The organism is Geothrix sp. 21YS21S-2 (assembly GCF_030846775.1).
GTDB lineage: Bacteria > Acidobacteriota > Holophagae > Holophagales > Holophagaceae > Mesoterricola.
The window spans coordinates 4,776,761-4,802,208 of sequence record NZ_CP132910.1 but is presented as its reverse complement, the minus strand read 5'-3'; the positions used below and the strand labels follow the sequence as shown (position 1 = coordinate 4,802,208).

Below are 25,448 nucleotides of genomic sequence, written 5' to 3'. Positions count from 1 at the left end.
CCCGGACCTTCCGGTCCATTCCCGACACCCACCCGCCAGGGCCGCGAATTCCTCCACGGCCCTGGCGGTTCCGCGGAAGGCCCGCCTCACCAGGAATAGGCGAGGCCCGTCAGCAGCACGTCCGTATCCCGGTCGTTGAGCGTGATGGTGCGGTTCCATTGCAGGCGCAGGCCCAGGTGCGGTCCCAGGCTCCGTCCCGCCAGCATGGAGATGCGCCCGCTGGAGCGGATGTTCACGGTATCCGGGGGTTCGGACTTTCCCCGGTCGGGGAAGGTGCGGGAGAGGTAGGGTCCGATGCCCACGCTCAGCATCCAGTCCCGGTTGGCGCTCCGGGTGGACAGCCAGGCCTGCACCGACAGGCCGTCCCGCCTGGCGGCGTCGATGCCCCCTTCGTCGCAGTAGGTCACCGAGACGTCCACATTCCGGGCCAGCCGCCTGCGGTATTCCACCGCGAAGGATTGCAGGAATTCGGTCGTCTCGCTTTCCATGCTGTTGAGGATGGTTCGGCCGAACAGGAAGACCAGCTCATTGGCCGGGTCCTCACGGGGGGCCGGGGAGGCGGAAGGGCGGACCGACGGATGCCCGCCGAACCGGGTGCTCACCCCCACCAGGGAACCCTGGGTCTGGGGCCCGGGGGCGCCCAGGACGCGGTTCAGCTGCACGAACCCCTCCCAGGCGCCGCCCGCGAAGGGATACTGGGCCCGGAGGCTCAGCAGGGTCCGCAGGCCGTGGTCGTTCTGGTACCCGCCGCCGTCCTGGCCGGGCGTGGTGTCGAAGTTGCGGTAGATGCCCAGGCCGGCTCCCAGCCGCAGGCTGTTCCGCTCCATTCGATGGAAGCGCCAGACCTGGACGGAGGCCCCGTCCCGGTGGTGGCCATCCAGGTGCCCTTCATTGAGCCACGTGAAGCTCGCCGACCAGGCTCCCGCCAAGGGATGGAGGTACTGGAACTGCCACGTGTAGGTCGCCTCCCGCGCCCCGATGACATGCAGCCTGCCGAGGGCCGCGCTCACCTCCTGGCCGCGGACGTGGGACCCGCCCACGGCGGCCAGGAGCACGAGGAGAAGGAGAGGACGCATGGGGGTTCCGAAGGCGGGTCCGGGGAGATCCGCAGTCCCGGGGTCAAGGCGGGGCAAGCGGGACCCTTGGGGGTGGAGCGTCCACGAACGGGTTATTCGTTCGTTTGATCAACGCAAATTGAATTTAGCATGAAAAACCCAGGAAGGCCCGAAGGGGAGCTGGCAATGAGATGTTGATCACGCGGGATGGAGGCGGCGCCTCACACTTCCAGCTCCAGGAAAGCCCCTTGTGATCGATCGACCAATTCAATCACGGTCACCGGGATCCCCTCTGTCCCGGCGCGCGGCGCCGGCCCCGGTGTGGGCGCCGCCCGGGCCGTCTATGATGGAGGCATGCCGATCCTCCGCCTCATGCTGGCCCTCCTCCTCGCCCCCGCGGCCTTCGCCCAGCCCCTGGCCACCCGGCTCCAGGCCCACCTCCAGGCGCCGCGCTTCGAAGCCTCCAGGTGGGGCGCCTCGGTGGTATCGCTGGACACGGGGCGCACGGTCTTCGAGCAGGACGCCGGCAAGTACTTCGTGCCTGCCAGCAACGCCAAGCTGTTCACCTGCGCCATGGCGCTTTGCAGGCTGGGGCCGGAGCGGCGGATCCGCACGTCGGTGCTGGCCGGGGGCCGCCCCGGGCCGGACGGGGTCCTCCAGGGCGACCTGGTCCTCTTCGGCCGCGGCGATCCCATGCTCCTGGCCCGGTGGCACGGGTATCCCGGCACGCCGGACCCCTTCGAGGCCCTCGCGGCCCAGGTGGCCGCCGCCGGGGTGCGGGTGGTGCGGGGGGACGTGGTGGGCGACGACAGCTTCTTCCGCACCCGGCCCTTCGGGTCGGGCTGGGAGAGCGGGGACCGGGACTACGCCTTCGGGGCCGACGTGTCGGCCCTCACCGTGCACGACAACATGGTGGACCTGCGGATCTACCCGGGGGCCGGCGGGGGGCCCTGCCACCTCTTCCCGATCCCCGGCCTGGGGCTCCTGCCCCTGCGCAACCTCACCTCCACCGGCGCGGGGCCCGGCCTCCGGGCCCTCTGGGAAGGGGAGGAGCTGGTCGTCACCGGCAGCCTCGCCGCCGGCGCCGCCCCGGCCTCCCTCGCCGTCCCGGTGCGGCGCCCCGCCCTCTTCGCGGCCGGGCTCCTGCGCCGGGCCCTGGAGCGCCACGGCGTGCGGATCACGGGCGGCGCCGCCGCGCGGACCGCGCCTGCCCCGGTGGAGCTGGCCTTCGTGGAATCCCCCGCCGTCCGCGACCTGGTGAAGGCCACCCTCAAGGACTCGATCAACCTCTACGCCCAGCTCCTCCTGCTCCAGGCGGGGGGATCCGAGGAGGCGGGCCTGGCGACCCTGGCGGACTTCCTGAAAGAGGCCGGGATTCCGGCCGGGGACGTCCTGCTCGAGGAGGGGGCCGGGCTTTCCCGCAAGGACCTGGTGAAGCCCCGGGCCCTGACGGCCCTCCTGAAATTCATGGCCGCCCGCCCCGAGGGCCCGGCCTTCGCGGACGCCCTGCCCCTGGCGGCGGTGGACGGCACCCTGCGCAGCCGCATGGGGGATTCCCCCGCCGCGGCCAACGTCCGGGCCAAGACGGGCACCCTGCGCAACACCCATTCCCTGGCCGGCTACGTGACCACCGCGGCCGGGGAGCGCCTCGCGTTCTCCATCATCCTCAACAACCATGTGTCCCCCGCCCCGGCCGCGGACCTGGACGCCGCCGCCGTGCTCCTGGCGGAGCAGGCGGCGCGCGTGCAGTGAGGCCGCGAAGGCGGTAGAGTGGGAAATCCCACCGGTCCTCCCTTGCGCCTCCCCCATCTGCCCTTCGTGAAGATCTGCTGCATCTCGAGCCTCGAGGAGGCGCGGCTGGCCATCGCCTGCGGGGCCTCGGCCCTGGGCCTGGTGTCGGCCATGCCCAGCGGGCCGGGAATCATCGGCGACGGCCTCATCGCCGAGATCGCGGCGGCGGTGCCGCCGCCCATCGCCACCTTCCTCCTCACCTCCCGCCAGGACGCCGACGGGATCCTCCGCCAGCACCGGCTCTGCCGCACCACCACGATCCAGCTGGTGGACGAGGTGCCCCGGGCCGACCTGAGGAAGATCCGGCAGGAGCTGCCCGGGGTCCGCCTCGTCCAGGTGGTCCACGTGACCGGGGAGGCCTCCCTGGCCGAGGCCCGGTCCCTGGAGGGCCTGGTGGACGCCCTGCTGCTGGATTCGGGGAACCCGGCCCTGGCGGTCAAGGAGCTGGGGGGCACCGGGCGCACCCACGACTGGGGGCTGAGCCGGGCCATCGTGGAGGCCACCACGCTGCCGGTATTCCTGGCCGGGGGCCTGAACCCGGGCAACGTGGCCCAGGCCGTGGCCGTGGTGCGCCCCTACGGCCTGGACCTGTGCAGCGGGGTCCGCCGGAGCGGCAAGCTCAATGCCACCAAGCTGGAGATGTTCTTCGCCGCCCTCCGGGCCGGGGCCTGAATTTCCCTGCCGAATCTTGGAATTCCGCGATAACCTACCTGTTCTGCCGGACGCATGTGCCGGGATTCCAGCCCTCCAGGAGGGGGCTACTATTAGAGGTGGACGAATGTCCCAACTTTCAACACTCATCAAGGGCAAAGGCTCCAAGCAGATGGGCCGCATCACGGTGCTGGACGCGACCATGCTGGAGGACGAGACGCCTGACAGCCAGGAGTTCCTCGACGCCCTTCAGGGTGAGACCCGCGCGCTCCGCGAGGAAGAAGTGGTCCGCGGCATGGTCGTGGAGATCCGTGGCAAGGATGTCATCATCGACATCGGCTACAAGGGCTCGGGCACGGTCAACATCGATGAGTTCAACAATCCCGACGGCACCGTCGGCGTCGCCGTCGGCGACGTGGTCGAAGTGCTCCTCGAGCACCTCGAGGACCAGAACGGCAACGTCCGCCTCTCCCGCGAACGCGCGGAGAAGATGAAGATCTGGGACGAGGTGGAGAAGGCGTTCCGCGCCAACCTCACCGTCCACGGCGTCGTTCTCGAGAAGGTCAAGGGCGGCCTGGCCGTGGACATCGGCATCCGGGCGTTCCTCCCCGGCTCGCAGGTGGACACCAAGCCCGTGCGCAACCTGGACCCCTACCTCGGCAAGTCCTTCGACATGAAGGTCATCAAGGTGAACCGCCGCCGGGGCAACATCGTCCTGAGCCGCAAGCTCTTCCTCGAGACCATCAACGCGAACATGAAGGAAGAGACCCTGGCCGGCCTGGAAGAAGGCAAGCTGGTGGAAGGCACCGTCAAGAACATCACCGAGTACGGGGCCTTCGTGGACCTGGGCGGCGTGGACGGCCTGCTGCACATCACCGACATGAGCTGGGGCCGCCTGAACCACCCCTCCGAGATGTTCCAGGTGGGCGACAAGGTCGAGGTCGCCATCCTCAAGTACGACAAGGAGACCGAGCGCGTCAGCCTGGGCTACAAGCAGAAGTTCGCTGATCCCTGGCTCACCGTCGAGGACCGCTACCCCGTCAACGCCACGGTCAAGGGCAAGGTCGTCTCCATCACCGACTACGGCGCATTCGTCGAGCTCGAGCCCGGCGTCGAAGGCCTGGTGCACGTCTCCGAGATGAGCTGGACCAAGAAGGTCAAGTCCGCCAAGGGCATGGTCAACCTCGGCGACATGGTCGAGGCCCAGATCCTGCAGGTGGATCCCGAGAGCCGCCGCATCAGCCTCGGCATGAAGCAGATCACCCCCAACCCCTGGATGGAAGTGGCCGAGAAGTACAACATCGGCCAGATCGTCACCGGCCTGGTGCGCAACATCACCGAGTTCGGCGCCTTCGTCGAGCTGGAAGAGGGCATCGACGGCCTGATCCACGTGTCCGACTTCAGCTGGACCAAGAAGATCAAGCACCCCGGCGAGATCGTGAAGAAGGGCGACAGCGTCACCGCCAAGGTCCTCAGCCTGGATCCCCTGAACCAGCGCATGAGCCTGGGCGTCAAGCAGATGGAGCCCAACGTCTGGGAGATCTTCTTCGAAGGCCACCACGTGGGCGACACCATCGTCGGCCGCATCGCGCGCCTCACCGACTTCGGGGCCTTCGTGGACCTGGGCGAGGGCATCGAGGGCTTGGTGCACGTCTCCGAGCTCAGCCGCAAGCGGGTCGAGGAGATCACCAAGGAATTCGCCGCCGGCCAGGAACTGACGATGAAGATCGTCAAGCTGGATCCCACCGAGCACCGCATCGGCCTCTCCGTGAAGCAGTACGAGATGGACGCGGAGCGCGGCGAGATCGAGACCGCCAAGAACCTGCAGCCGTTCAAGAAGGCCACCCTTGCTGACGCGTTCAAGAACGTGGAGCGCGAGGACTAGGCAACCGTTCGCCCTGTCGGTGGAGTCTGAGCCGCAGGCGAAGAGGAAGGCCACCCTGGCCGACGCGTTCAAGAACGTCGAGCGCGAGGACTAGGCAGCCGCACCAGGGAAAGGGCCCCGCAACTCCGGTTGCGGGGCCTTTTCACGTACCGGGTCACAACCCGATCGGGTCCCCGCTGACGACCAGCTCCACCCGGCGGTTGCGCATCCGGCCCTCGCGGGTCTCGTTGGGCGCCACGGGACGGGAGGCGGCGAGCCCCTCGGCCTGGAGGCTGCCCGCGGCGAGGCCCTGGCCCGCCAGGAACCTCCGCACCGCCTCGGCCCGCTGGCGGGATAGGCGGGCGTTCAGGGCGGGCCTCCCGGTGGCGTCGGTGTGGCCCAGGGCGCGGATCTTCAGGCCCGGACGGGTCAGGAGGATGCCGGCGATCTTGGCCAGGTTCACCCGGGCGGGCGCCGACAGGCGGCTGCTTCCGGAGGGGAAGGCCACGTCCGTGAGGGTGGCCATGAGGCCCTCCTCCGTTTCGCGGGTCTGGAGCAGGCGGTTGAGCTGCTCGATGAGCCGGCGGCGCACCTCCAGCTGGGCCTGGGTGACCTCCCGCTCCTTTCCGCGGGCCGCGCTGGCCGCCGCGGCCCGGGCCGCGTCGGCGGTGGCGCGGGCGGCATCGGCCTGGACCCGGGCCGCGTCGGCCTGGGCGCGGGCGGATTCCAGGCTGGCCCGCAGTTCCTCGGCGGTCTCCCGTTCCCGGGCCAGGAGGAGGGCCTCCTTCTGCCGGCCGGCGACGATGCGGGCGTCCTCCGCCTGCAGCACCGCCCGCCGCGCGGCCAGGACGGCCTCCTTCCCCCCCAGGTGCTTTTCCGCCTCCATGCGGCCGAGCTCCCCCAGGGCCGCGCGGTACTCCGCGGGGGCGAAGGCCTCGGCCTGCTCGGCCTCGGCGAGCCGCACGGCATTGCGGGCCTGGAAGACGTAGGGCGAGGCCGTGGGGTCCCGGGGGGCGGGGGTGCCGGGCTCCAGGCCGTGGCCGGTGCCGGGGCCGAGGGGGGCCTCCACCGCCTCCAAGGCCGGCCGCGCGCCGCGCACCGGCTGGTTCTCCAGGACCAGGGCGTCGCTCACCCGGGTCACGGCGAAGTGGGGCTCGGCGGTGACGATGAGCCCGAAGGACGGGAAGGGGGTGATGGCCACCACGTGGGCCTTCCCGCGCACCGCCGCGACCTCCCCCAGGTTCACGGTCCGGCCCTGGGGCGAGACGGCCCAGAGCACGTAGGTGAGGTAGCCGGGGCCGAACCGGCTGGCGGGCTCCAGGCCCGCGAAATGGGCGTGGACCCGCATCCGGCCCCCCTCCCCGCGCACGATCGCCTGGCCGGAGGCGCCGGGGGACAGGGCCGTTCCGCGGAAGCCGATGAGGGTGGATCCCTCCACGAACGGATAATGAAAAGCTTGGGTGGACGCCGGATGCAAGGGGGCGAACGCACACAGGACCAGCAGGGGCCAGGGAATGGCTCGGGGCATCGTGCTCCTCCAGGGGGGTGGGTCCGCACAGGACACGGACTGCCTCCTATGTGGGGCGGAGGGGCCGGAGGATTCACCCCGGGCCGAATCCGTTCCGGAATGAAATTTCCATCCAGTCGTGGCCCGCCCGCTGGAACAATGGTGGGAAGCCCCCGCGGACCCATGCCATCATTCGAACGAGGATCTCCCATGCAAGCCCATCCCGAAGCCCAAGGCCCCGCCGCGGAATTCGCCAACAGCCTCACCCACGGTCTCGGCGCGGTCCTGGGCGTGGCGGCCCTGGTGGTCATGGTGGTCCAGGCCAGCCTCCACGGTTCGGCCCGGGACATCGTCGGCGCCTCCATCTTCGGAGCCTCGCTGGTGCTGCTCTATTCCATGAGCACCCTCTACCACGCCTTCCGCGGCCCGCGGGTGAAGTTCGTCTTCAAGGTCCTGGACCACAACTCCATCTTCGTGCTCATCGCGGGCACCTACACCCCCTTCTGCCTGCGCACGCTGCCGGCGGGGTGGGGCTGGAGCATCTTCGGGGTGATCTGGGGCCTGGCGGTGCTGGGCATCGTCTTCAAGAGCATCTTCATCCGCCGTCTCTCCTGGCTGAGCCTGGCGGTGTACCTGGGCATGGGCTGGATCGTCGTGATCGCGGCCAAGCCCCTGGCCCAGCACCTGCCCCCGGGAGGCCTCTTCTGGCTGGGCGCGGGCGGGCTCTTCTACACGCTGGGCACCGTCTTCTACGCGTGGAAGAGCATGAAGTTCCATCACGCCGTCTGGCACCTCTTCGTGCTCGGGGGCAGCGCCTGCCACGTGGCCTCGGTGCTGTTCTTCGTCATCCCGCGGGCCTAGCCCATGGCGGGCCTGGAGGGACTGCCTGGCTACGGGAGGTGGGGAGCCTCCCTGGACGTGCTCCTGGGCCATCCGGGGCCGCTGTGGGTCTACGGCGAGGCCGGCTGCGGCCTGAGCACCCTGGGGGCCTGGCTGGCCCGGGGCCGCGGCGCCCCCTTCCAGGACGACGCCGAGGGCCTGGACCCGGCCGCGCTGGGCGCCTGGATCGAAGCGCACCCCGCCGGCGTACTGGCCTCCCATCTGCCCCCCGAGGATCCGGCGGTGGCGCGGGCCGCCTCCCGCTGCCTCCCGTTCCGGCTTCCCAGTCTCGAGGAGGAGGAGGGCGATCTGGAGCGAACCTTCTGGATCATGGCCCGGGAGGAGGGCGTCACCGGCCCCCTGCCGCCGCTCCTCACGGCCCTGCCCTGCCCCGGCAACCTGCGCGGGCTGCGGAACCGGCTGGTGCGGTGGAAGCTCCTGGGCCAGCTGCCCGACGACGCCACCCCGCGCCTGCCCCTGGCCGACACCGAGGACCTCGCCGCCAACCTCCACGTGCTGGAGCGGCTCCTGCTCCACCGCGCCCTGCGGCGCAGCTACGGCAACCGGGTGGAGGCCGCGAAGCGCCTGGGCGTGAGCCGCAGGCACCTGTACCTCCTCATCGCGCGCCACGGGGACCCGGTGCGGGGCGAGGCTCCCACGGCGGAAGGCCCCAAAAGGCTCCTGCGCGGACAAAACTCCAACATCCTGGATCCACACCGATAAACTGAATGGAGACAGGGCGGACCATGGCGAATCCTCTGAGAGTTCTGGTGGTGGATGACGATCCCGGCATGCGGGATGGCATGGCCTTGAGCCTCAAGCGCGCCGGCTTCGTCACGGAACAGGCGCGGTCCGGCGAGGACGCCCTGCGCATGACCCGGCCCGGCGCCTTCGACGCCGTGGTCACCGACCTGCGCATGACCGGCATGGACGGCCTCCAGCTCACCGCGCGGCTCAAGGCCCTGGACACGGGCCTCCCGGTGCTCCTGGTGACGGCCTTCGGCAGCCTGGACACGGCCCGGGAGGCCATGCGCCTGGGGGCCTTCGACTACCTCTCCAAGCCCTTCAGCCCCGACGAGCTGGTCCAGGCCGTGCGCAAGGCCATCCGCAGCGACGACCGCCTCAAGGCCGAGATCCCCGCCGAGGCCCCCGTCATCCTCACCCAGGACCCGGCCCTGGCCGAGACCCTGGCCCTGGCCCGGCGCGCCGCCGACAGCAAGGCCACCATCCTCATCCAGGCCGAGAGCGGCACCGGCAAGGAGCTCCTGGCCAAGCTCATCCACACCTCCAGCCCCCGGCGCAAGGCGGCCTTCGTGGCCATCAACTGCGCGGCCATCCCCGAGAACCTCCTGGAATCCGAGCTCTTCGGGTTCGAGAAGGGGGCCTTCACCGGCGCCACCAGCGCCAAGCCGGGCCGCTTCGAGCAGGCCGACGGCGGCACCCTGGTGCTGGACGAGATCGGCGAACTGCCCCTGGCCCTCCAGGGCAAGCTCCTGCGGGCCATCCAGGAGCGCACCGTCGATCGCCTGGGCGGAAACCGCCCCATCGCCGTGGATGTCCGCCTCATTGCCCTCACCAACCGCGACCTGGCCACGGAAGTGAAGGAAGGCCGGTTCCGGGAGGACCTCTACTACCGCCTCAACGTCATCCCCCTGCGCCTGCCCCCCCTTCGGGAGCGCACCGCCGACCTGGAGCTCCTGGCCCTGCACTTCGCCGAGCGCTACGCCCGGGAGAACGACCGCCCCACCCCCCGCCTCTCCCCCAGCTTCCGGGAGGCCCTCACCCGCCACCCCTGGCCCGGCAACATCCGCGAGCTGGAGAACGCCGTGCAGCGCTGCGTGGTGCTGAACCCCGGCGACCTCCTCACCCACAAGGACCTCGCCTGGCTCCTGGACCCCGCCCAGCTGGAAGGCCTGCCCGAGGACCCCCCCGAGCCGCCCCGGGAATCCCCCTTCCTGCGCCCCCTGGAGGAGGCCCTGCCCGCCCCCCCCGCCGCCTCCGGCGACCTGCGCATCGCCGACCCCGCCGAGCCCCTGAAGGGCGTGCCCCTGGGCACCCTGGTGGCCCTGCCCCTGGGCATCCCCCTGCCCGAGCTGGAGCGGTTCTGGCTGCTGTCCACGCTCTCGGCCCTGGAGGGGAACCGCACCCACTGCTCCCAGAAGCTGGACATCGCCTTGCGCACCGTGCGGAACAAGATCAACGAATACCGGGACGCCGGCTACGACATCCCGCTCAGCGGGCACGGCCGGGAAGACTAGGCGGCTCCGAGGAAATTCTGGGCCACGACCCATCCGATGCCAGCCAGGAATCGGTGCGGAGGCGGGTGGACGTCCTCCGGCAGCAGGCGATCGGTGCCTCCCGGCTGGCCCTCCACAACTCGGCCCTAAATTGCCTATAACTCCTGCCGCGACCGGCACTGCCCCAAGTGCCAGGCCCTGGCCCAGGAACGCTGGCTCGACAAGGAGACCCAGCGCCTTCTGGACCTGCCCCACTACCACCTGGTGTTCGCCCTCCCGGCGGAATTGCGGTTCCTGGCCCGGCAGTACCCGGCCAAGTTCTACGGCGCCCTATTTCGGGCCGCGACCCGGACCCTTCTGAAGCTGTTCCGGACCCGCCTGAAGGCCACCCCGGGCCTGCTGCTGGTGCTTCACACCTGGACCCGGGAGTTGACCTTCCACCCCCACCTCCACGTACGGGTCACCGCCGGGGGCCTCGCCTTCGACGGCGGAAGCTTCATCCCCAGTGGGAAGAGGTACCTGTTCCCGGTGGCCATGATGGGTGAGGTGTTCCGGGCCAAGATGCTCAACGCCCTGGGCAGGCTCCAGGAGAAGGGCGCCTTCCCGGAGGTTCAGAAGGAACTTTACGCTACCCGGATGGCCGCGGTCAGCGACCTGGACTGGGGCGTCCACGCCAAGAAGCCATTCGCGCACTCCAGCCACGTGGCCGGCTACCTGGCCCGGTATACCCGCTGGGTCGGCATCGCCAACTCCCGGCTCCTGAACGTCACCGAGGACCGGGTGACGTTCGCCACCAAGAACGGCAAGACCGCCACGGTCCACCCCGTGGAATTCCTCGAGCGCCTGGTTCAGCACGTCCTTCCCCCGGGCTTCCACAAGATCCGTCATGCCGGCCTCTACGGCTCCCTCCAGGCTGGCGGCCTTCTGGAGAAGGCCAGGGCCATCGTCGGTACCTGCAAGAAGCCCCGGAAGGACCCGTCTGATCTGGAACGTCTGGAGCGCGAATCCCAGATCTGCCCCGTTTGCGGTGGCGCCCTCCGCCGGACACCCCTGCCCGCCGCCGTCCCCGCACCGCCCGGGGACGATCCAAGCTGACCGTCCCTGCAACGCCCGTGACGTCAGTTCCCGGCCTGCCCGATTGGGGTAGGTGGACCAGGGTCTTTCCGCATCTCAGCCTACCGCCGGGAACAGTGATCCCGAAGGGCGAAGCTCGGGTCCAGGGACCGATCCGGGCCTGTCCAAGAACGTAAGATCGGGCTGCGCGTCATCGCGCCGGCACAGGTGTGCGTTCGTGTTCCTGCGAGCCCGATTTACTAACTATTCTGATACTTGCCGTCGAACTCGGCTGAGCAGAAAGCCTCCACGGACTTCAAGGCGCCTTGAAGGTCCTGCCCTTCTCCGGACCACCCGGGAAGGTTAGCGGCTGCAATTAATACCATCATCCCAAACGACGCGGCCGCCAGGTTTGGGATAAAGGACCGGAATTGGGGAAGGAAAGTTGTCCGACGCCGGATCAGGGGTGATTCGCAGGGCGGTTATCTTGAATTCTTGTGGATCAGCTCATTCATTTTGGCAGAACAAGACGGATAACATAATTTAAAAAAATTAAATACAATGAAGCCAAACATGTAGAACAGGCCCAAAAGCGTTACGATCTCAAACACGAACCGCTGGAATAGAGTCAAATCATGAATACAATTGCCAATACCAAGGAAATTATTAATGGGTTGCTTAAGAGCAACACAAGGCAAAATAATTGCGATTCGTATAATATTGATATTATTCATTTTAACCATTCACCACCTCTGTTCAATTTGCCATGAATTTGACTTCGCTTAGCAGCTATCACCCGAATCAGATCCCGTATAAAATGAGTCATTAAGCGAAAAAATCAGGACAAAGGTGTTTAATGATACGATAAACAAATAAAAATAAAATATGCATAATTCCGAGAAGCACCATGGATGCAACTGCAAGGCTTGGGAAAAATCCAAGATTATCAATGCAATTGTTTATACCAGTTAATTTATAAAAAGGTTTTTGCAGACACAATGACACAAGAATTATTATAGCCTGGGTCCATTTTATTCTTTTGTGTTTCATTGCTAGTTCTTTCAACATAATTGGCCCAAAAGGCACCTAATACCGAATTTCAGGAAGAGCTCCAGCGCAGTTTATATCTGAATAATTTTGGATTGCTCTGTAATTTGCTTACCAGTTATATTTAATCGTGCTCAACGTTTTCTGCAATTTAATACCCTCTGTGACTCCTGTATAACTCAATGCTCCAACACCAGCAATAATTGCGCCGCCTGCAGCCCCAACACCTCCAATGGGAGGCCCCCCGATGCCAAGCCCAAGAACGGCGCTGCTGGCGTTGTGGACGGCCTGGGCCCTGGTGTGCAACGTGAGGCCCGGGGTGGCGCGCATTTAGCGGGTGATCGCCGCCTTCAGGCGGGCCTGCTCGAGGCGGTAATGGCCCATCAGGTTCGCGGCCAGCGCCAGGTCGTGGGAGGCCACGGTGGCGAGGCGCGCGTTCAGGGCCGGAACATCGTAGGTGCCGTCGGGGAGCATGGGATTCAGGGCGGCGATCAGGGCCGTGGCCTCCTGGAAGGTCAGGCCTTCCGTGGCCAGGGTCCTGGCGGCGGGGGCCGGAGTGGCGGGCGCCTTGGCCGGGCTGGCGGAAGGGGTGGCGGGGAGAGTGGTGGTGCTGGAACTGGAGGAGCCCGTACTGCTGCTGGAACGGACGGAGGCCTGGGGCGCCTTCATCCAGCCCAGGGCGACCAGCGTCGCGCCCAGGTCCTGCCAGCCCGGAAAGCCGTTTTCCGCGAGCCTGGGCTGAATGACCGCATGGTAGCTGAAAGCCACCTGGCTGCCTGGATAACTCAAGGCGTCGGGGTGCACCGCCGCCATGCTGCCGACCACCTGGACCAGGCATTCCTGGGCCCTGGCCTGGGCACCGACAGGCACCGGTCCCTTCCGGGCAGCCTGCAGGGTCGCCAGGCCCTGGGCGAGTGCCTCCTCCTGCAGCTTGTCGAGCCACGCCTGGGCCCTGAGATCGGCCTCGACGTCGTAGCCGGGCGGGTTGGTCGCGAGCAGGGGCTGGACCACCAGAAGGGCGGGGACAAGAAGCAGGCGCAGATTCATTAATTCTCCATCCCGATCGTCGGGCTGTCTTTCATGTGCCCTCAACCCCTACGGCCGTTCCAGCCATTGACAGACATTTTTATATATTTAATTTATATATTGGAGTTCTGGAATCCCCCTTTGAGCCACCCCCTTTCCCCCCTCCTGGCCGGCTTCCTGGCCCTGGTCCCCTCCCACGGTCCGGAGCGCCTGGCCAGGACTTATGTTCATTTCTCCAACGATTCCCGGGGGCCCTGGACGGTGGGGGTGGACCGGAGGACCGGCCTGAAGGGGAGGCTCCGGATCATGGACTTCGACGGGAAACGGCAGGCCTGGAAGACGGCCGGGAACCTGGAACCGGGCCGTGAGATGGTCCTGCCTCCGGGCCGGGGCCTCCACCTTGCGCCCTGCCCGCCCGCCTACATGGGGTTCCTCAAGACCGGAGAGGACTTCACCGGCCGGCTCTACCTCAAGGACAGCCAGGGCCGGAGGATCCTCCTGGACGTGGCCCGCCCGGCCAGGGAGGGCGCCCCGCCGGTCTTCAGCTTCGTGCTGCCCGCTTGCAGTTCGAAGGTCGAGGGGGTCCTGGCCTACGCCTACGGCAACGGCGACCTCGAAGGCTATGCCGTGGCCCGAATCCGCATCGTCTCGGAGACGGTCAGTCCAGATCCAGGTCCAGCAGCCCCGGAGGGGGATCCAGTTCCAGGCGCCGGCCGGCCAGGTCCACCTGCCACCAGGCCTTGATGTAGGGCACGTCCCGCTGGCCGGTGCGGCCGGGGCGCAGGTCCTTGAGGACCACCATGTCGTACCCCATGGGCGTGGGGTCCAGGCGCAGCACCTCGCCCACCAGGGCGCCGTGCACGTAGACCTGGCAGCCGGCCCACTCGTGGCGGAAGGTCTCGCCCTCGGGCAGGATGATGGCCTCGTCGGGGGCCCAGATGGCCCAGCCCTTGAAGGGCTCGGCGGCGGTGCGGTCGGGGATGCCCTCGAAGGCGACGCAGGCGCGGTCCTGGTGGAAGCGGAAGGTGCGCACCTTGGCGGGTCGCGCGGGGGGCGGCGCTTCGCCGGCGCCCTCCAGGTCCAGGCTCGGGGGGGCCAGCACGAGGCCGGCCATGCCGTCCAGCTTCTCCGGCTCGTCCATGAGCTCGTGCAGCAGGAACTCGCCCTTGAGGCCCTGCACCTTGGCGAGGTGGCCCAGGAGGAACATTACTGGTCGCCCAGGGGCGCTTCGGCCTCGGGCCTGGCGGGGCGCTCGTCGCCGTCGAACAGCTCGAGGTTCACCGTAAGGCCGGCCTTCTCGCCGGCGACCTTCGCGAGGGTGCGCAGGGAGGTGATCATGCGCCCGCCCTTGCCGATGATCCGGCCGCGGTCCCGGGCCTCGGCGTAGATGAGGACGTCCAGCTTGCGCCCGCCCTCCTTCACGTCCACCCGCAGCGCTTCGGGGTGGTCGAGGATGGGTGTCAGGACATCGGTAACAAACGCTTCAAAGTTCATGGAAGCTCCGCCGGGCGGCCGTGGCCAACCGGCCTTCAAGGCCAGATTCGCCGGCCCGGATGCCGGGCCGGCGTGTCGAGCTTACAGGATGGAATTCTTCTTGAAGAGTTCCAGGACGGTCTTGGAGGGCTGGGCGCCCTTGGCGATCCAGGCCTTGGCCTTCTCGGCGTCGATGCGCACGGTCTCGCCGTTCTGCGCGATGGGGTTCACGAAGCCCAGGACTTCGATGGCGCGGCCGGTGGGGATGCGGTCGTTCTCGGACACGACGATGTGGTAGAAGGGCCGCTTCTTGGCGCCGTTGCGGGCGAGACGGATGGAAAGCATCGGGACTCCTTGGGTGTTGAAAGAAAATTGCGGGTTAGAGTGAGAAGGGCGGTTTCTGCATGCCCTGCATGGCCTGCATCCGCTTCATGAAACCGGGGTTGTTCATCTGGGACATCATCTTCTTCATCTGCAGGTACTGCTTGAGAAGCTGATTGACTTCATGGACGGGGCGGCCGCAGCCCGCGGCGATGCGGCGCTTGCGCTTGGCGTCCAGGAGATTGTGGTTCTGCCGCTCCCGCGGCGTCATGGAATTGAGGATGGCCTCCAGGTGCTTGATCCGCTTGTCCGTGGCCACGGACTCGATCTGCTCCTTCATCTTCCCGAGCCCCGGCAGCATGCCGATGATCTTCTGCATGGAGCCCATCTTCTGGATCTGCTGGAACTGGCTGCGCATGTCGTCGAGCGTGAACTGGTTCTTGACGAGGCGCTGCGCCATGCGCTCGGCGTCCTTCTCGTCGATGGTGTCCTTGGCGTGCTCGATGAGGGTGAGCACGTCGCCCATGCCGAGGATGCGCTGGGCCATGCGGTCGGGGTGGAAGCGCTCGAAGTCGTCCAGCTTCTCGCCCGAGCCCACGAACTTGATGGCGGTGCCGGTGATGTGCCGGATGCTGAAGGCCGCGCCGCCGCGGGTGTCGCCGTCGGCCTTGGTGAGGATGACGCCGGTCGTGGCCAGCTTCTCGTGGAAGGCCCCGGCGGAGCGAACGGCGTCCTGCCCGGTCATGGCGTCGGCCACGAAGAGGATCTCGGTAGGGGAACAGGCGCCCTTGATGGCCGCCAGTTCGTTCATGAGAGTCTCGTCCAGATGCAGGCGGCCGGCCGTATCCAGGATCACCACGTCCCAGCCCTTGAGGGCGGCTTCCTGCACGGCCGCCTTGCAGATGGCCACCGGCTCCATGGATTCGGTGCGGAAGCTGGGCACGCCCGCGTCCCTGGCCACCACGTGCAGCTGCTCGATGGCGGCGGGGCGGTACACGTCCGCGGGCACCAGCAGGGGGGAGTAACCGTTCTTCTTCAGATACTTGGCGAGCTTGCCGCAGGTGGTCGTCTTGCCGGAGCCCTGGAGGCCCACCATCATCACCACGGTGGGCGGCTTCGGGGCCATGTCGAGGGGCCGCTCGGGAGCCTGGCCGCCCATGATGGCGGTGAGCTCCTGGTAGACGATGTCGATGAACTGCTGGGCCGGGTTGAGGCCGTTCAGGACCTCGACGCCCAGGGCCTTCTCCTTGACCCGCTGCAGGAAGGCCTTGGCCACCTGCACGTGCACGTCCGCTTCCAGGAGCGCCATGCGCACGTCCCGGAGGGCCTCCTCGATGTTCTTCTCGGACAGCCGGCTCTGCCCCCGGAGGGACTTCATCGCGCGGCTGAGTTTATCGGACAGGGTTTCGAACATGGGTCCCAGAGACAGGCAGAGCCATCCCAGAGTGGGATGAACCCATGATCTTAGCGCCAAAGCGGCTGGGACTCAACGGAAAGGCTTGGAACTCACGATCCGTGCCAGAATGTCGACTTCCGGAGTCGACTATGGCCAACCGTCTCGCCCAGTCCACCAGCCCCTACCTTCTCCAGCATGCCCACAATCCCGTGGAATGGAACCCCTGGGATGCCGAAAGCCTGGAGCGGGCCCGCCTGGAGGACAAGCCGATCTTCCTCAGCATCGGCTACAGCGCCTGCCACTGGTGCCACGTGATGGAGCGGGAATCCTTCGAGGACCCGGCGGTGGCCGCGGAGCTCAACGCCCACTTCATCCCCATCAAGGTGGACCGGGAGGAGCGCCCCGACCTGGACGACCTCTACATGGGCGCGGTCCAGGCCATCACGGGCCGCGGCGGCTGGCCCATGAGCGTCTGGCTCACGCCGGACCTCAGGCCCTTCTACGGAGGGACCTACTACCCCCCCGCGCCCCGCCACGGCCTCCCGGCCTTCCTGCAGCTCCTCGAGAGCATCCGCCGCGCCTGGGCGGACCAGCGCCCCGACCTCGAGGGCGACGCCGCGAGCCTCCTGGCCGCCCTGGACCGCGATCCGCCCCCGGCCCGGGCCCTCCCGACCCTGGCCCCGGTGCGCAAGGCCATGGAGACCATGGAGCGCAGCTTCGACCCGCGGTGGGGCGGCTTCGGCCCGGCCCCCAAGTTCCCCCAGCCCACCGGCCTGGAGCTGCTCCTGCGCCACGGGTCCGCGGCGGACCGGGCCCGGGCCCTCAAGACCCTGGACGCCATGGCCGAAGGCGGGATCTTCGACCACCTGGGGGGCGGCTTCGCCCGCTACAGCGTGGACGAGAAGTGGCTGGTGCCCCACTTCGAGAAGATGCTCTACGACAACGCGCTGCTGGCGCCGTGCTACCTGGAGGCCTTCCAGCTCACCGGCGAGCCCCGCCACCGCGAGACCGCCAGGGCCACCCTGGACTACCTGCTCCGGGACCTGCGGGACCCCGCGGGCGGCTTCCACTCCAGCGAGGACGCCGACAGCGAAGGGGAGGAGGGCCGCTTCTACGTGTTCACCCCCGCCGAGATCGAAGGCGTCCTGGGCGCGGACGCCGGACGTTTCTGCGAGGCCTACGGCGTCACCGCCCAGGGCTGCTTCGAACACGGAACCAGCGTCCTCCACCGCTTCGAGGCCCGGGGCGCGGCCGTCGAGGAGGGGCTTCGGGCCCGGGTCCTGGCCTTCCGGAACGCCCGGGTGCGCCCCGGCAAGGACGACAAGGTGCTTGCGGCCTGGAACGGCCTGGCCCTCGGCGCCTTCGCCCGGGGCTTCCAGGTGCTGGGCGAGGCGAGGTACCTGGAAGCGGCCGGCGCCCTGGCGGATTTCCTGCGGACCGAGCTGTGGCGGGACGGGAGCCTCCTGCGCACCTGGCGCCGCGGCCGGGGGCACACGCCGGCCTTCCTGGAGGACTACGGGGCCGTGGCCTGCGGGCTGGTGGACCTGTACGAGGCCGGGTTCGACGCCCGGCACCTGCGGTGGGCCTTCGACCTGGGGGAGATCCTCCTGGAGCGGTTCCAGGACCCGGAAGGGGGGTTCTACGCGAGCATCGCCCGTCCGGACCTCCTGGTGCGCCAGAAACCCTTCCAGGACGGCGCCGTGCCCTCGGGGAACACCCTGGCCGCGCGGGCCCTCCTGGCCCTGGGCCGGCACTTCGGGCACGCCCCCTTCACCGTCGCCGCCGAGGGCGCCCTGCGGGCCGCGGCGCCCCTGCTGGAGCGGGCCCCGTCGGCCGTGACGGGCATGGCGGGCGTCCTGGCCTCGGCCCTGGCTCCGGGACCGGAGGTCGTCATCGCCGGGGATCCGGGGGACCCGCGCGTCCGGGCCCTGGTGGACCGGGCCCACCGGGCCCTGCGGGTGGGAGGGGTCCTCTCCCTGGTGGAGGCCGACCCCGCCCTGCCCCTCCACCAGGACCGCCGGGTCGCCGAGCCGTCCGTATTTCTCTGCCGGGGCGGCGTCTGCGAGGCCCCGCTCACGGATCCGGACCGCCTGGCCGATAGCCTCGCGGGCGTGTTGACAAACTAATGAACCATCCTTATTTTTGATCCGGCGGCCGATACATGATCCATTTGGTCATCTAAAGGCCGACCCGGGAGTCGGCCATGGCCCAACCCAGTTCAAGGCCCGACTGGTTCGAGAAGGGGAAGAAGGACGGACGCTACGTGCTGGGTCCCCTCCTGGGCCACGGCGGCATGGGGGACGTGGTCGAGGCCTGGGACACCATCCTGGGGCGCGTGGTGGCCCTCAAGATCCTCAACCACGCCGAGCCCGCGGCCATGGTGCGCTTCATGCACGAAGCCCAGCTCCAGGCCAAGCTCGAGCACCCCAACATCTGCCGGATCTATGACATCGAGGCCCACGAGGGCGTGCCCCGCATCGCCATGCAGCTGGTGCGGGGCCCCACGCTGGAGGACGCCACCAACGACCTGGAGCTTGAGGAGATCGTGGCCCTCATCGCCCAGGTGGCCGAGACCCTGGAGGATGCCCACCGCCACGGGCTCATCCACCGGGACATCAAGCCCGGCAACGTCCTCCTGGAGCCCCTGCCGGCCGGGGGCTGGAAGCCCATCCTCTGCGACTTCGGCCTGGCCCTGCAGGTCGACGCCTCCGTGCTCACCCTGCCCAACGCCCTCACCGGGACGCCCGCCTACATGGCTCCCGAGCAGGTGCGGGGGGACCGCCGGCACATCGGGCCCGCGACGGACGTCTACGCCCTGGGCGGCACCCTCTACTTCCTTCTGGTGGGCCGGCCCCCCTGCGTCAGCACCGTCACCCAGGAAATGCTGAAGGTGAAGAAGGAGCGGCGGTTCCCCACCCCCCGGGCCCTGGAGCCGTCCATCCCCGAGGCGCTGGAGGCCATCCTCTTGCGCTGCCTCGCCCCGGCCCCGGCGGAGCGGTACCCGACCATGGAGGCCCTGGCCGCCGACCTGTGGGGGTTCCTGGGCCGGGCCCCGCGGCGCGCCGCCGGGAAATGGCGGAGCCTGGCCGCCACCGCCGCGGCCCTGGGGCTGGTGGCGGGGCTGGGAGGCCTTGCCTGGCACCGGGCCGCCGCCCAGGAACGCTCGGCGGAGCGGTTTAACCGCGCGGCCCAGGAAGCGAGCAATCTCATGGCCGGCCTCCGCTACGAGCAGGAGCAGCCGCTCCACGACACCCGGAGCGCCCTCGCGCGCATCCGGGCCGTCAGGGACGCCGCCACGGCGCCCGCCGACGACCCCGCCTGGGCCCTGGTGCGGGGGACCGCGGACTACTGCCTGGACAACCTTCCCGCCGCCCACGCCGAACTGGAGAAGGCCTTGGCAAGGGGACCGGCCCTTCCCGGCACCGCCTACCTCCTGGGCCTCGTCTGCGCGCGCCAGTGGCTCGACCTGGAGCAGGAGCCCGCCCAGCGGGGGCAGGCCGCCGCGGCGGACCTGCGCGCGCAGGCCCAGGCGTGGTTCCAGAAGGCCAAGGGCCTGAGCCGGGACCGGGAGGCGTTCGCCCAGGCGCTCCTCGCCCTCATGGCCCATGACCTTCCGGGCGCCCTGGCCCATTGCCGTGCTGCCGAGCAGGCCAACCCCTGGCTTCGCGACGCGGGCGCCCTGGGCTCCCACTGCCTGGCCCGTCTGGCCCGCACCTACCTTGCGGGCGGGGATGACGCCGCCGCCGGCAGCGCCTACCGCGAGGCCCTCCGGTGGGCCGAGGACGGCGCCCGCCAGGCCCAGAGCGACGGCGGACTCCGCCATGCCGCCCTGGTCGCCGCCATGGGGCTGGCCGAGCTGGACCGGGCCCGGGGCCAGCTCACCCGGGAGACGGTCCAGGCGCTCGTCGCGCGCGCGGACCAGAGCCTCCTCATCAATCCGGACGGCGGGACCGCCCAGGCGGACTGGATTTCCGTGCAGTGCCTGGTCGCCCGGCAACAGGCCGATGCGGGCCTCGATCCCAAGCCCACGCTGGACCGGGCCCTGGCCTTCTACTGGACCCGGACCCAGGATCCCCGTCCCCCGGCCCTGACCGCCGCCCAGCGGATGCTGAACGGATTGACAACCGAACGTGACCGGGCCCGGAGCCGGCCGGTCCTGCCCAGGGCCGTCAAGGCCTCCGGCCTGCCCATGGAAGGGCACCCGGACATTCTTCGCCCGCACGCCCAGCAACGAGCCGTCCCAGCAGCCTGAGAAGGCAGAAAACACCGCCTTGTTTCCGGTCCCCGGGGGCCTAGATTGGGTGCAGGGTAGAAAAAAGTCGCTCTTCCCTTACACCTGAGGCCGTCTAAGAACGAGCCCCTTCCCCAGTGACGGCGTTCCGGAAACCGCCCGCTGGCGAGACCCCAAAGCACCCTCTTCAGGGTGCTTTTTTTTCGGTGGAGGCCCGGGCGCGCAGCGCAACCACGCGAGATTCCTGGGAACCCCCGGCCACCCGGACGCTTATCGCGTTTTCATCAGCCACGGATCCTTGCCTGTTCGCCCAATTGAACGCCGAGCTGCCAGAAGGTGTGAACCAGGGCATTCGGATCATCTTTCCGCCGGATCCTACCCATTCCGCCCAGGGGCATTGCCCCATAATCGGATGGCGTCTCCGGGGTGGTGGCGAAAGCGGTCGCCTTGCCGGAAGCGTGAAGGGAATGGGCGCGATCCAGACGAAATAGCCAGGGAGGTCGACCATGCTGAAGTTCCAGATCCCCATGCTTGTAACCCTGCTGGCGATCCCGCATCTCAATGCGCAAGGGGGTCCCATGGCAAGCCCGGGAGCCGTCCAGAGGAGGAATCTGCTCGAGGCGGCCCTCGCACCCCCGAAAGCCGTCGGGAGCGTCAGCGTCCAGGACGTGACGATGGCGACCGGGCAGAAGGCGCCCCTTCACCTGCACCCATGCCCCGTCATCGGGGTTGTGATCGAAGGTCGCATCGCCTACCAGATCGAGGGTGAGCCGACGACGTTCCTCAAGGCCGGGGACGCCTTTTATGAACCTGCGGGCGTTCATGTGGCACGCTTCGACAACGTCGGGGACACCCCTGCCAGATTCGTCGCGGCCTACCTCCTGGAAGAGCCGGGGCAGCCGACGGTCAAGATCGTGCAGAACCCCTAGGCTCCTAGAGGGTCAGATGGTCCCCAGGGCCTGGGCGAGGTCGGCGATGAGGTCCTGGGCGTCCTCCAGGCCCACGGACATGCGCACCATGTTGTCGGTGATGCCGGCCTGGGCCTTCTCCTCCGGGGTCATGTCGGAGTGGGTCATGGAGGAGGGGTGCTCGATGAGGCTCTCGATGCCCCCGAGGCTCACGGCCAGCTTCATATGCCGCACGGCGTCCAGCACCCTGAAGGCCTCGGTTTCGCCGCCCTTGACGCAGAAGGCGATGATGCTCCCGGTGCCGGTGCACTGGTCCTTCCAGAGGGCCGTCTGGGCCTCGCCCATGGCCGGGCTGCCGGGGTAGGCCACGCACTGGACCTTGGGGTGGGTGCGCAGGAAGTCCACGATGCGCAGGGCGCTGGCCTGCTGCTGCTCCATGCGCAGCTGGAGCGTGCCCAGGGAGCGCTGGATGAGCCAGGCCGTGTCCGGGTCGGAGTTGGAGCCCAGGATGGTGCGCATGACCTTGATCTGGCCCACCAGGGCGGCGCTGCCCATGGCCACGCCCGCCACCAGGTCGGAGTGCCCGCCCAGGAACTTCGTGGCGGAGTAGAGGATCACGTCGGCGCCCAGTTCGAGCGGCTTGCTGAAGATGGGTCCCATGAAGGTGTTGTCCACCACGACCAGGATCTTGTGGTCCTCGCGGGAATAGGCGGCGGCCAGCTCCGAGGCGCCCCGGATGTCCGAAAGCATCATCGTGGGGTTGGCGGGGGACTCGATGTAGATGACCTTGACGGTGGGATCGGTCTTGACGAAGCGCTCCAGCTCCTCGCGGGGGGTCCCGGCGGGGAACGGGATCGTCCGGATGTTGAACTGGGGGAGCACCCGGCGGAAGAAGTACTCGGTGCCGCCGTACACCGGATCCGAGAAGAGCAGCGTGTCGCCGGGCTTCAGGAAGGCCAGGCAGGTGCTGGAGATGGCGCCCATGCCCGAGGAGAACAGGGCGGCGGCCTCGGCGCCGTCCCACACCACGACCTTGTCCTCCAGGATCTCGCTGTTGGGGTTGTTCACGCGGGTGTAGATGAGGGCCGGGCTCTCCCCGGCCTTGGGACAGTCGAGGCCGTAGGCGATCTCGAAGGCCCGCTTGCCCTCGGCGGCGGTCTTGAAGATGAACGTGGAGGTGCGGAACACCGGAGGCACCGCGGCGCCCTCGGAGCGCTGGGGGTCGTATCCGTGGGAGAAGATGCGGGTCTGCGGCTTGACGGTCATGGGGGCTCCGGATCCTTGGCAGGATGATTATGAGTCCCTGGGATCCGAATCCATGGTGTCGGAGGTCACACCTTGGGCCGGGAGCCTGTCTACGTAACAGGATTCAGGCTCCTAGCCCCTCGCCAGCGGCATGGTCATGCACCGCGGCCCCCCACGGGCCCGGCTCAGCTCGGCGCTCTCGAGCATCACCGCCCACTTGCCGCCGTCCAGAAGATCGATGGACGGGTCGGCGATGAGGTCCCGGGCCATGAGGATCCGGTAGCCGGCCTTGGCGAGTTCGCCGGCGGTGGCGTGGTTGCGGCTGTACATGACGATCACGCCCGGGGCCAGGCAGAAGGCGTTGGCGCCGTCGGTCCACTGCTCCCGCTGCTGCATGATGTAGTTGTCCCCGCCGCAGCGGATGGGTTCGAGGTCGATGCCCACGCCCTTCAGGGCCCGCAGGAGGTTGGCCTCCACGGAGGTCTGCAGGGTCTTGTGGCGCAGGTCGAACTTCACGACGTTGAGCAGCTCGCGGCTGTGGTCCGTGAAGAAGGGCGGGTAGATCAGGCACTCGCCTTCGCTGACCCGGGTGAAGATGGTGTCGAGGTGCATGGCGCTGCGCACCTTGGGCATGAGCACCATGAGCAGGGTGTCGAAGGAGAGGTCCTGCCGGCGCAGGTTCTCGGCCAGCATGTGGATGGCGTCGGCGGAAGTTCGCTCGCTGCAGCCCACGGCCAGCACCTTGTCGGAGAGCACCAGGGTGTCCCCGCCCTCCAGGCTCTGGGGCATGCGGATCTCGCCCTTGAGAAGCGGCGTGAGCTGGTCGAAGAGCCGGTCCGCCTCCTGGAGGTGGCACAGCCGCGGGTGGTGGCGGAAGACGTAGCTGAGGATCAGCGGCTCGCGCTCCCGGGCCCAGGTGGCCATGAAGTTGATGTTGTACCCGCGGCCCACCACCGCGGCGGGATCCCGCATGAACAGGAGGTTCGGGATGGGGCGCACGGTGTAGTCGAAGCGCTTCTGCCAGTGAGTGTGGCTCAGGGTGTCGTCCCAGGGGATGCCGGTGATCACGGCCCGGGCCACGTCCGCGGGAGCCATGGCCCGCAGCAGGTTCGCGGACTCGTCGGGCATGTCCACCAGGCGCCGGAAGTCCTCGATGAAGGCCAGCTTCACCCCTTCGGAATCGAGCGACTCCACGAAGAGGTCCTGGATGTCCAGCACCTCGTCGGCCACCCGGGCCAGCACCTTCCGGAACACCCCGTGCTCGGCCCGGGCGAGGTCCCCGTAGAGGATGTCGTCGAAGAGCAGCTCCTCCATCATGTCCGGAACCATCATGTCCACTTCGGGGCCGGGGTTGTGCACGACCACCTGCTTCAGGCGGCCGATCTCGGAAAATATCGATAACTGGATTGCGGGCATGACGTCCTCAAAAAGGGCACAAAAGTTGAAGATAAGCTTATCCGAAAAAGCGATTTACCGAAAGTTTACCAAACTGGTCACAATTCCCTTGCCTCGCCTGCGGGCCCCATCGTAGCCTGGAAACTCACTGGAAATCGTTCCCCCACAGGAGGCCACATGGCTGCTTTCGTAACTCAACCCGCACCCGACTTCAAGGCCACCGCCCTCGTGAACGGCGAGTTCAAGGAAGTCACCCTCAGCCAGTACAAGGGCAGGAAGGTCGTCCTGTTCTTCTACCCCCTGGACTTCACCTTCGTCTGCCCCACCGAGATCCTGGCCTTCTCCGACGCCGTCAAGGAGTTCGAGGCCCGCGACACCCAGGTGCTGGGCGTGAGCGTCGACTCCCACTTCAGCCACTGGGCCTGGGCGAACACCGAGATCAAGAACGGCGGCATCAAGGGCGTCAGCTTCCCGCTGGTCTCCGACCTGTCCAAGTCCATCGCGGCGGACTACAACGTCCTGCTCCCCGGCGGCATCGCCCTGCGCGGCCTGTTCCTCGTGGACGAGGCGGGCATCCTGCGCCACATCACCGTCAACGACCTGCCCCTGGGCCGCAACGTGGAGGAGGTCCTCCGCGTGGTGGACGCGCTGGACTTCCACACCAAGAACGGCGAGGTCTGCCCCGCCAACTGGAAGAAGGGCGACAAGGCCATGAAGCCCACCCAGGAAGGCCTGCGCGAGTACGCGGCCAACCACTAGCCTGCCGGATCGCGCGAAACGGGGCCCTGCGGGGCCCCTTTTCGCGTCTACAGGATGTTCACCGAGAACCCCACGTAGGGGCACCGGGCCCGGCGGTCCCACCCGATCCGGCCCGTGAGCATCCCCACGTAGAGGGCGAACCGCTCCTTGTATTGGATGCCCGCCTCCGCCCGGACCGCCAGCTTGAGAAGGCCCGTGGAGCCGTTGTAGGTGCCCCTGTTGCCCAGGCCGGTGGCTTGGTCGTACGTCCCTTCGGATCCCATCCGCCATTTCTGGAGGACCACCCCCGCGGAGATCGTGGGATGGAAGGCCGAATCGGGGGCCAGCGTCAGGAGGCCGTCCGCGCCCAGGCCATAGTTGTTCATCGCGACGCGGCCGCCATCGGCGGGGAAGGAATCCCCATCCAGGCGCACGCGCAGACGCATGGCCTCCTTCCCCACGAGGACGGCGAAGCCGCCGCCGGCGCCGGTACGGGAAAAGCCGATGTCCTTCAGGCTTTTGCCAGGCTGCGTGGCCCGGCCGTTGAGCTGGTACTGGATGCCGTCGCCGGCGGCCAGGGGCCAGGCGCAGAGGACGGCCAGGGAGATCGTGAGCAGCTTGTCCAAGCATC

At 68.2% G+C, this 25,448-nt stretch carries 22 protein-coding genes and 1 pseudogene; 13 read left to right on the top strand and 10 right to left on the bottom strand.

Annotation, left to right across the window (positions count from 1 at the left end; genetic code table 11):
• Window positions 1-86 precede the first annotated feature (86 nt).
• Window positions 87-1,076, bottom strand: coding sequence for a hypothetical protein (locus RAH40_RS21125; protein WP_306599614.1), 990 nt, complete (start codon window positions 1,074-1,076; stop codon window positions 87-89).
• 333 nt (window positions 1,077-1,409) lie between these two features.
• Between RAH40_RS21125 and dacB the strand changes: the two genes are divergently transcribed.
• The 3 genes from dacB to RAH40_RS21110 all read left to right on the top strand — a co-directional run bounded on the left by dacB (window position 1,410) and on the right by RAH40_RS21110 (window position 5,382).
• Window positions 1,410-2,807: a D-alanyl-D-alanine carboxypeptidase/D-alanyl-D-alanine-endopeptidase gene (gene dacB, locus RAH40_RS21120; protein WP_306599613.1), complete on the top strand. Its 1,398-nt coding sequence runs from the start codon at window positions 1,410-1,412 to the stop codon at window positions 2,805-2,807.
• A 42-nt stretch (window positions 2,808-2,849) separates the two neighbouring features.
• Window positions 2,850-3,518: a phosphoribosylanthranilate isomerase gene (locus RAH40_RS21115; protein ID WP_306599612.1), complete on the top strand. Its 669-nt coding sequence runs from the start codon at window positions 2,850-2,852 to the stop codon at window positions 3,516-3,518.
• Window positions 3,519-3,624: 106 nt separating this feature from the next.
• Complete coding sequence (locus tag RAH40_RS21110) at window positions 3,625-5,382, top strand: 30S ribosomal protein S1 (RefSeq protein ID WP_306599611.1); 1,758 nt, start codon at window positions 3,625-3,627, stop codon at window positions 5,380-5,382.
• Window positions 5,383-5,536: 154 nt separating this feature from the next.
• Here the strand turns inward: RAH40_RS21110 and RAH40_RS21105 are convergent, their stop codons facing one another.
• Window positions 5,537-6,889 carry an OmpA family protein gene (locus tag RAH40_RS21105; RefSeq protein ID WP_306599610.1) on the bottom strand — a complete coding sequence of 451 codons (1,353 nt, stop codon included), beginning with the start codon at window positions 6,887-6,889 and terminating at the stop codon, window positions 5,537-5,539.
• 189 nt (window positions 6,890-7,078) lie between these two features.
• Here RAH40_RS21105 and RAH40_RS21100 point away from each other — a divergent pair, with 189 nt between their 5' ends.
• From RAH40_RS21100 to RAH40_RS21085, 5 genes and pseudogenes are all read left to right on the top strand, one after another.
• Entirely contained in the window at window positions 7,079-7,729 is a 651-nt protein-coding gene (locus tag RAH40_RS21100) for a hemolysin III family protein (protein WP_306599609.1), read from the top strand.
• A 3-nt stretch (window positions 7,730-7,732) separates the two neighbouring features.
• The gene (locus RAH40_RS21095; RefSeq protein WP_306599608.1) at window positions 7,733-8,470 is read left to right on the top strand and encodes a helix-turn-helix domain-containing protein; all 738 of its coding nucleotides are present in this window, start codon (window positions 7,733-7,735) and stop codon (window positions 8,468-8,470) included.
• Between the two features lie 23 nt (window positions 8,471-8,493).
• Complete coding sequence (locus tag RAH40_RS21090; RefSeq protein ID WP_306599607.1) at window positions 8,494-10,005, top strand: sigma-54 dependent transcriptional regulator; 1,512 nt, start codon at window positions 8,494-8,496, stop codon at window positions 10,003-10,005.
• Between the two features lie 129 nt (window positions 10,006-10,134).
• Window positions 10,135-10,248: pseudogene (locus RAH40_RS23105) on the top strand (transposase zinc-binding domain-containing protein); the annotation flags it as partial.
• Window positions 10,249-11,079, top strand: a complete 831-nt coding sequence (locus RAH40_RS21085) for a transposase (RefSeq protein WP_306599606.1) — start codon at window positions 10,249-10,251, stop codon at window positions 11,077-11,079. It begins immediately after the preceding pseudogene.
• 1,335 nt (window positions 11,080-12,414) lie between these two features.
• Here RAH40_RS21085 and RAH40_RS21080 read toward each other — a convergent pair.
• Window positions 12,415-13,131 carry a hypothetical protein gene (locus RAH40_RS21080; protein WP_306599605.1) on the bottom strand — a complete coding sequence of 239 codons (717 nt, stop codon included), beginning with the start codon at window positions 13,129-13,131 and terminating at the stop codon, window positions 12,415-12,417.
• A 120-nt stretch (window positions 13,132-13,251) separates the two neighbouring features.
• Here RAH40_RS21080 and RAH40_RS21075 point away from each other — a divergent pair, with 120 nt between their 5' ends.
• Window positions 13,252-13,854, top strand: a complete 603-nt coding sequence (locus RAH40_RS21075) for a hypothetical protein (protein ID WP_306599604.1) — start codon at window positions 13,252-13,254, stop codon at window positions 13,852-13,854.
• Here RAH40_RS21075 and RAH40_RS21070 read toward each other — a convergent pair.
• The 4 genes from RAH40_RS21070 to ffh form a co-directional block, all read right to left on the bottom strand.
• Window positions 13,769-14,317, bottom strand: a complete 549-nt coding sequence (locus RAH40_RS21070; RefSeq protein ID WP_306599603.1) for a ribosome maturation factor RimM — start codon at window positions 14,315-14,317, stop codon at window positions 13,769-13,771. The genes RAH40_RS21075 and RAH40_RS21070 overlap by 86 nt on opposite strands.
• Complete coding sequence (locus tag RAH40_RS21065) at window positions 14,317-14,604, bottom strand: KH domain-containing protein (RefSeq protein WP_306599602.1); 288 nt, start codon at window positions 14,602-14,604, stop codon at window positions 14,317-14,319. Before RAH40_RS21065 ends, RAH40_RS21070 begins: the two co-directional genes overlap by 1 nt.
• Window positions 14,605-14,685: 81 nt before the next feature.
• Window positions 14,686-14,928, bottom strand: a complete 243-nt coding sequence (gene rpsP / locus RAH40_RS21060) for a 30S ribosomal protein S16 (protein WP_306599601.1) — start codon at window positions 14,926-14,928, stop codon at window positions 14,686-14,688.
• Between the two features lie 34 nt (window positions 14,929-14,962).
• The gene (gene ffh, locus RAH40_RS21055; RefSeq protein WP_306599600.1) at window positions 14,963-16,318 is read right to left on the bottom strand and encodes a signal recognition particle protein; all 1,356 of its coding nucleotides are present in this window, start codon (window positions 16,316-16,318) and stop codon (window positions 14,963-14,965) included.
• Between the two features lie 131 nt (window positions 16,319-16,449).
• Between ffh and RAH40_RS21050 the strand changes: the two genes are divergently transcribed.
• The 3 genes from RAH40_RS21050 (at window position 16,450) to RAH40_RS21040 (ending at window position 21,460) form a co-directional block, all read left to right on the top strand.
• Complete coding sequence (locus RAH40_RS21050; RefSeq protein ID WP_306599599.1) at window positions 16,450-18,426, top strand: thioredoxin domain-containing protein; 1,977 nt, start codon at window positions 16,450-16,452, stop codon at window positions 18,424-18,426.
• Window positions 18,427-18,503: 77 nt separating this feature from the next.
• Window positions 18,504-20,552 carry a serine/threonine-protein kinase gene (locus RAH40_RS21045; RefSeq protein WP_306599598.1) on the top strand — a complete coding sequence of 683 codons (2,049 nt, stop codon included), beginning with the start codon at window positions 18,504-18,506 and terminating at the stop codon, window positions 20,550-20,552.
• A 485-nt stretch (window positions 20,553-21,037) separates the two neighbouring features.
• Complete coding sequence (locus RAH40_RS21040; protein WP_306599597.1) at window positions 21,038-21,460, top strand: cupin domain-containing protein; 423 nt, start codon at window positions 21,038-21,040, stop codon at window positions 21,458-21,460.
• Window positions 21,461-21,472: 12 nt separating this feature from the next.
• Here the strand turns inward: RAH40_RS21040 and RAH40_RS21035 are convergent, their stop codons facing one another.
• Window positions 21,473-22,705 carry a PLP-dependent aspartate aminotransferase family protein gene (locus RAH40_RS21035; protein WP_306599596.1) on the bottom strand — a complete coding sequence of 411 codons (1,233 nt, stop codon included), beginning with the start codon at window positions 22,703-22,705 and terminating at the stop codon, window positions 21,473-21,475.
• A gap of 111 nt (window positions 22,706-22,816) precedes the next feature.
• A complete protein-coding gene (locus RAH40_RS21030) occupies window positions 22,817-24,100 on the bottom strand; it encodes an arginine deiminase family protein (RefSeq protein ID WP_306599595.1) in 1,284 nt (427 codons plus the stop codon).
• Between the two features lie 156 nt (window positions 24,101-24,256).
• Between RAH40_RS21030 and RAH40_RS21025 the strand changes: the two genes are divergently transcribed.
• Window positions 24,257-24,838 carry a peroxiredoxin gene (locus RAH40_RS21025; protein ID WP_306599594.1) on the top strand — a complete coding sequence of 194 codons (582 nt, stop codon included), beginning with the start codon at window positions 24,257-24,259 and terminating at the stop codon, window positions 24,836-24,838.
• A gap of 47 nt (window positions 24,839-24,885) precedes the next feature.
• On the opposite strand, the gene RAH40_RS21020 is transcribed toward RAH40_RS21025, so the two are convergent.
• Complete coding sequence (locus tag RAH40_RS21020) at window positions 24,886-25,443, bottom strand: hypothetical protein (protein WP_306599593.1); 558 nt, start codon at window positions 25,441-25,443, stop codon at window positions 24,886-24,888.
• Between the last annotated feature and the right edge of the window lie 5 nt (window positions 25,444-25,448).

What these genes read in the sequence shown, in the direction of transcription:
- RAH40_RS21045 (WP_306599598.1), top strand. Translation starts at nt 18,504, where the DNA reads ATGGCCCAACCCAGTTCAAGGCCCGACTGGTTCGAGAAGGGGAAGAAG.
- RAH40_RS21110 (WP_306599611.1), top strand. Translation starts at nt 3,625, where the DNA reads ATGTCCCAACTTTCAACACTCATCAAGGGCAAAGGCTCCAAGCAGATG.
- rpsP (WP_306599601.1), bottom strand. Translation starts at nt 14,928, where the DNA reads ATGCTTTCCATCCGTCTCGCCCGCAACGGCGCCAAGAAGCGGCCCTTC.
- RAH40_RS21070 (WP_306599603.1), bottom strand. Translation starts at nt 14,317, where the DNA reads ATGTTCCTCCTGGGCCACCTCGCCAAGGTGCAGGGCCTCAAGGGCGAG.
- RAH40_RS21100 (WP_306599609.1), top strand. Translation starts at nt 7,079, where the DNA reads ATGCAAGCCCATCCCGAAGCCCAAGGCCCCGCCGCGGAATTCGCCAAC.
- RAH40_RS21030 (WP_306599595.1), bottom strand. Translation starts at nt 24,100, where the DNA reads ATGCCCGCAATCCAGTTATCGATATTTTCCGAGATCGGCCGCCTGAAG.
- RAH40_RS21080 (WP_306599605.1), bottom strand. Translation starts at nt 13,131, where the DNA reads ATGAATCTGCGCCTGCTTCTTGTCCCCGCCCTTCTGGTGGTCCAGCCC.
- RAH40_RS21035 (WP_306599596.1), bottom strand. Translation starts at nt 22,705, where the DNA reads ATGACCGTCAAGCCGCAGACCCGCATCTTCTCCCACGGATACGACCCC.
- RAH40_RS21095 (WP_306599608.1), top strand. Translation starts at nt 7,733, where the DNA reads ATGGCGGGCCTGGAGGGACTGCCTGGCTACGGGAGGTGGGGAGCCTCC.
- RAH40_RS21090 (WP_306599607.1), top strand. Translation starts at nt 8,494, where the DNA reads ATGGCGAATCCTCTGAGAGTTCTGGTGGTGGATGACGATCCCGGCATG.
- RAH40_RS21105 (WP_306599610.1), bottom strand. Translation starts at nt 6,889, where the DNA reads ATGCCCCGAGCCATTCCCTGGCCCCTGCTGGTCCTGTGTGCGTTCGCC.
- RAH40_RS21065 (WP_306599602.1), bottom strand. Translation starts at nt 14,604, where the DNA reads ATGAACTTTGAAGCGTTTGTTACCGATGTCCTGACACCCATCCTCGAC.
- RAH40_RS21050 (WP_306599599.1), top strand. Translation starts at nt 16,450, where the DNA reads ATGGCCAACCGTCTCGCCCAGTCCACCAGCCCCTACCTTCTCCAGCAT.
- RAH40_RS21025 (WP_306599594.1), top strand. Translation starts at nt 24,257, where the DNA reads ATGGCTGCTTTCGTAACTCAACCCGCACCCGACTTCAAGGCCACCGCC.
- RAH40_RS21125 (WP_306599614.1), bottom strand. Translation starts at nt 1,076, where the DNA reads ATGCGTCCTCTCCTTCTCCTCGTGCTCCTGGCCGCCGTGGGCGGGTCC.
- dacB (WP_306599613.1), top strand. Translation starts at nt 1,410, where the DNA reads ATGCCGATCCTCCGCCTCATGCTGGCCCTCCTCCTCGCCCCCGCGGCC.
- ffh (WP_306599600.1), bottom strand. Translation starts at nt 16,318, where the DNA reads ATGTTCGAAACCCTGTCCGATAAACTCAGCCGCGCGATGAAGTCCCTC.
- RAH40_RS21040 (WP_306599597.1), top strand. Translation starts at nt 21,038, where the DNA reads ATGCTGAAGTTCCAGATCCCCATGCTTGTAACCCTGCTGGCGATCCCG.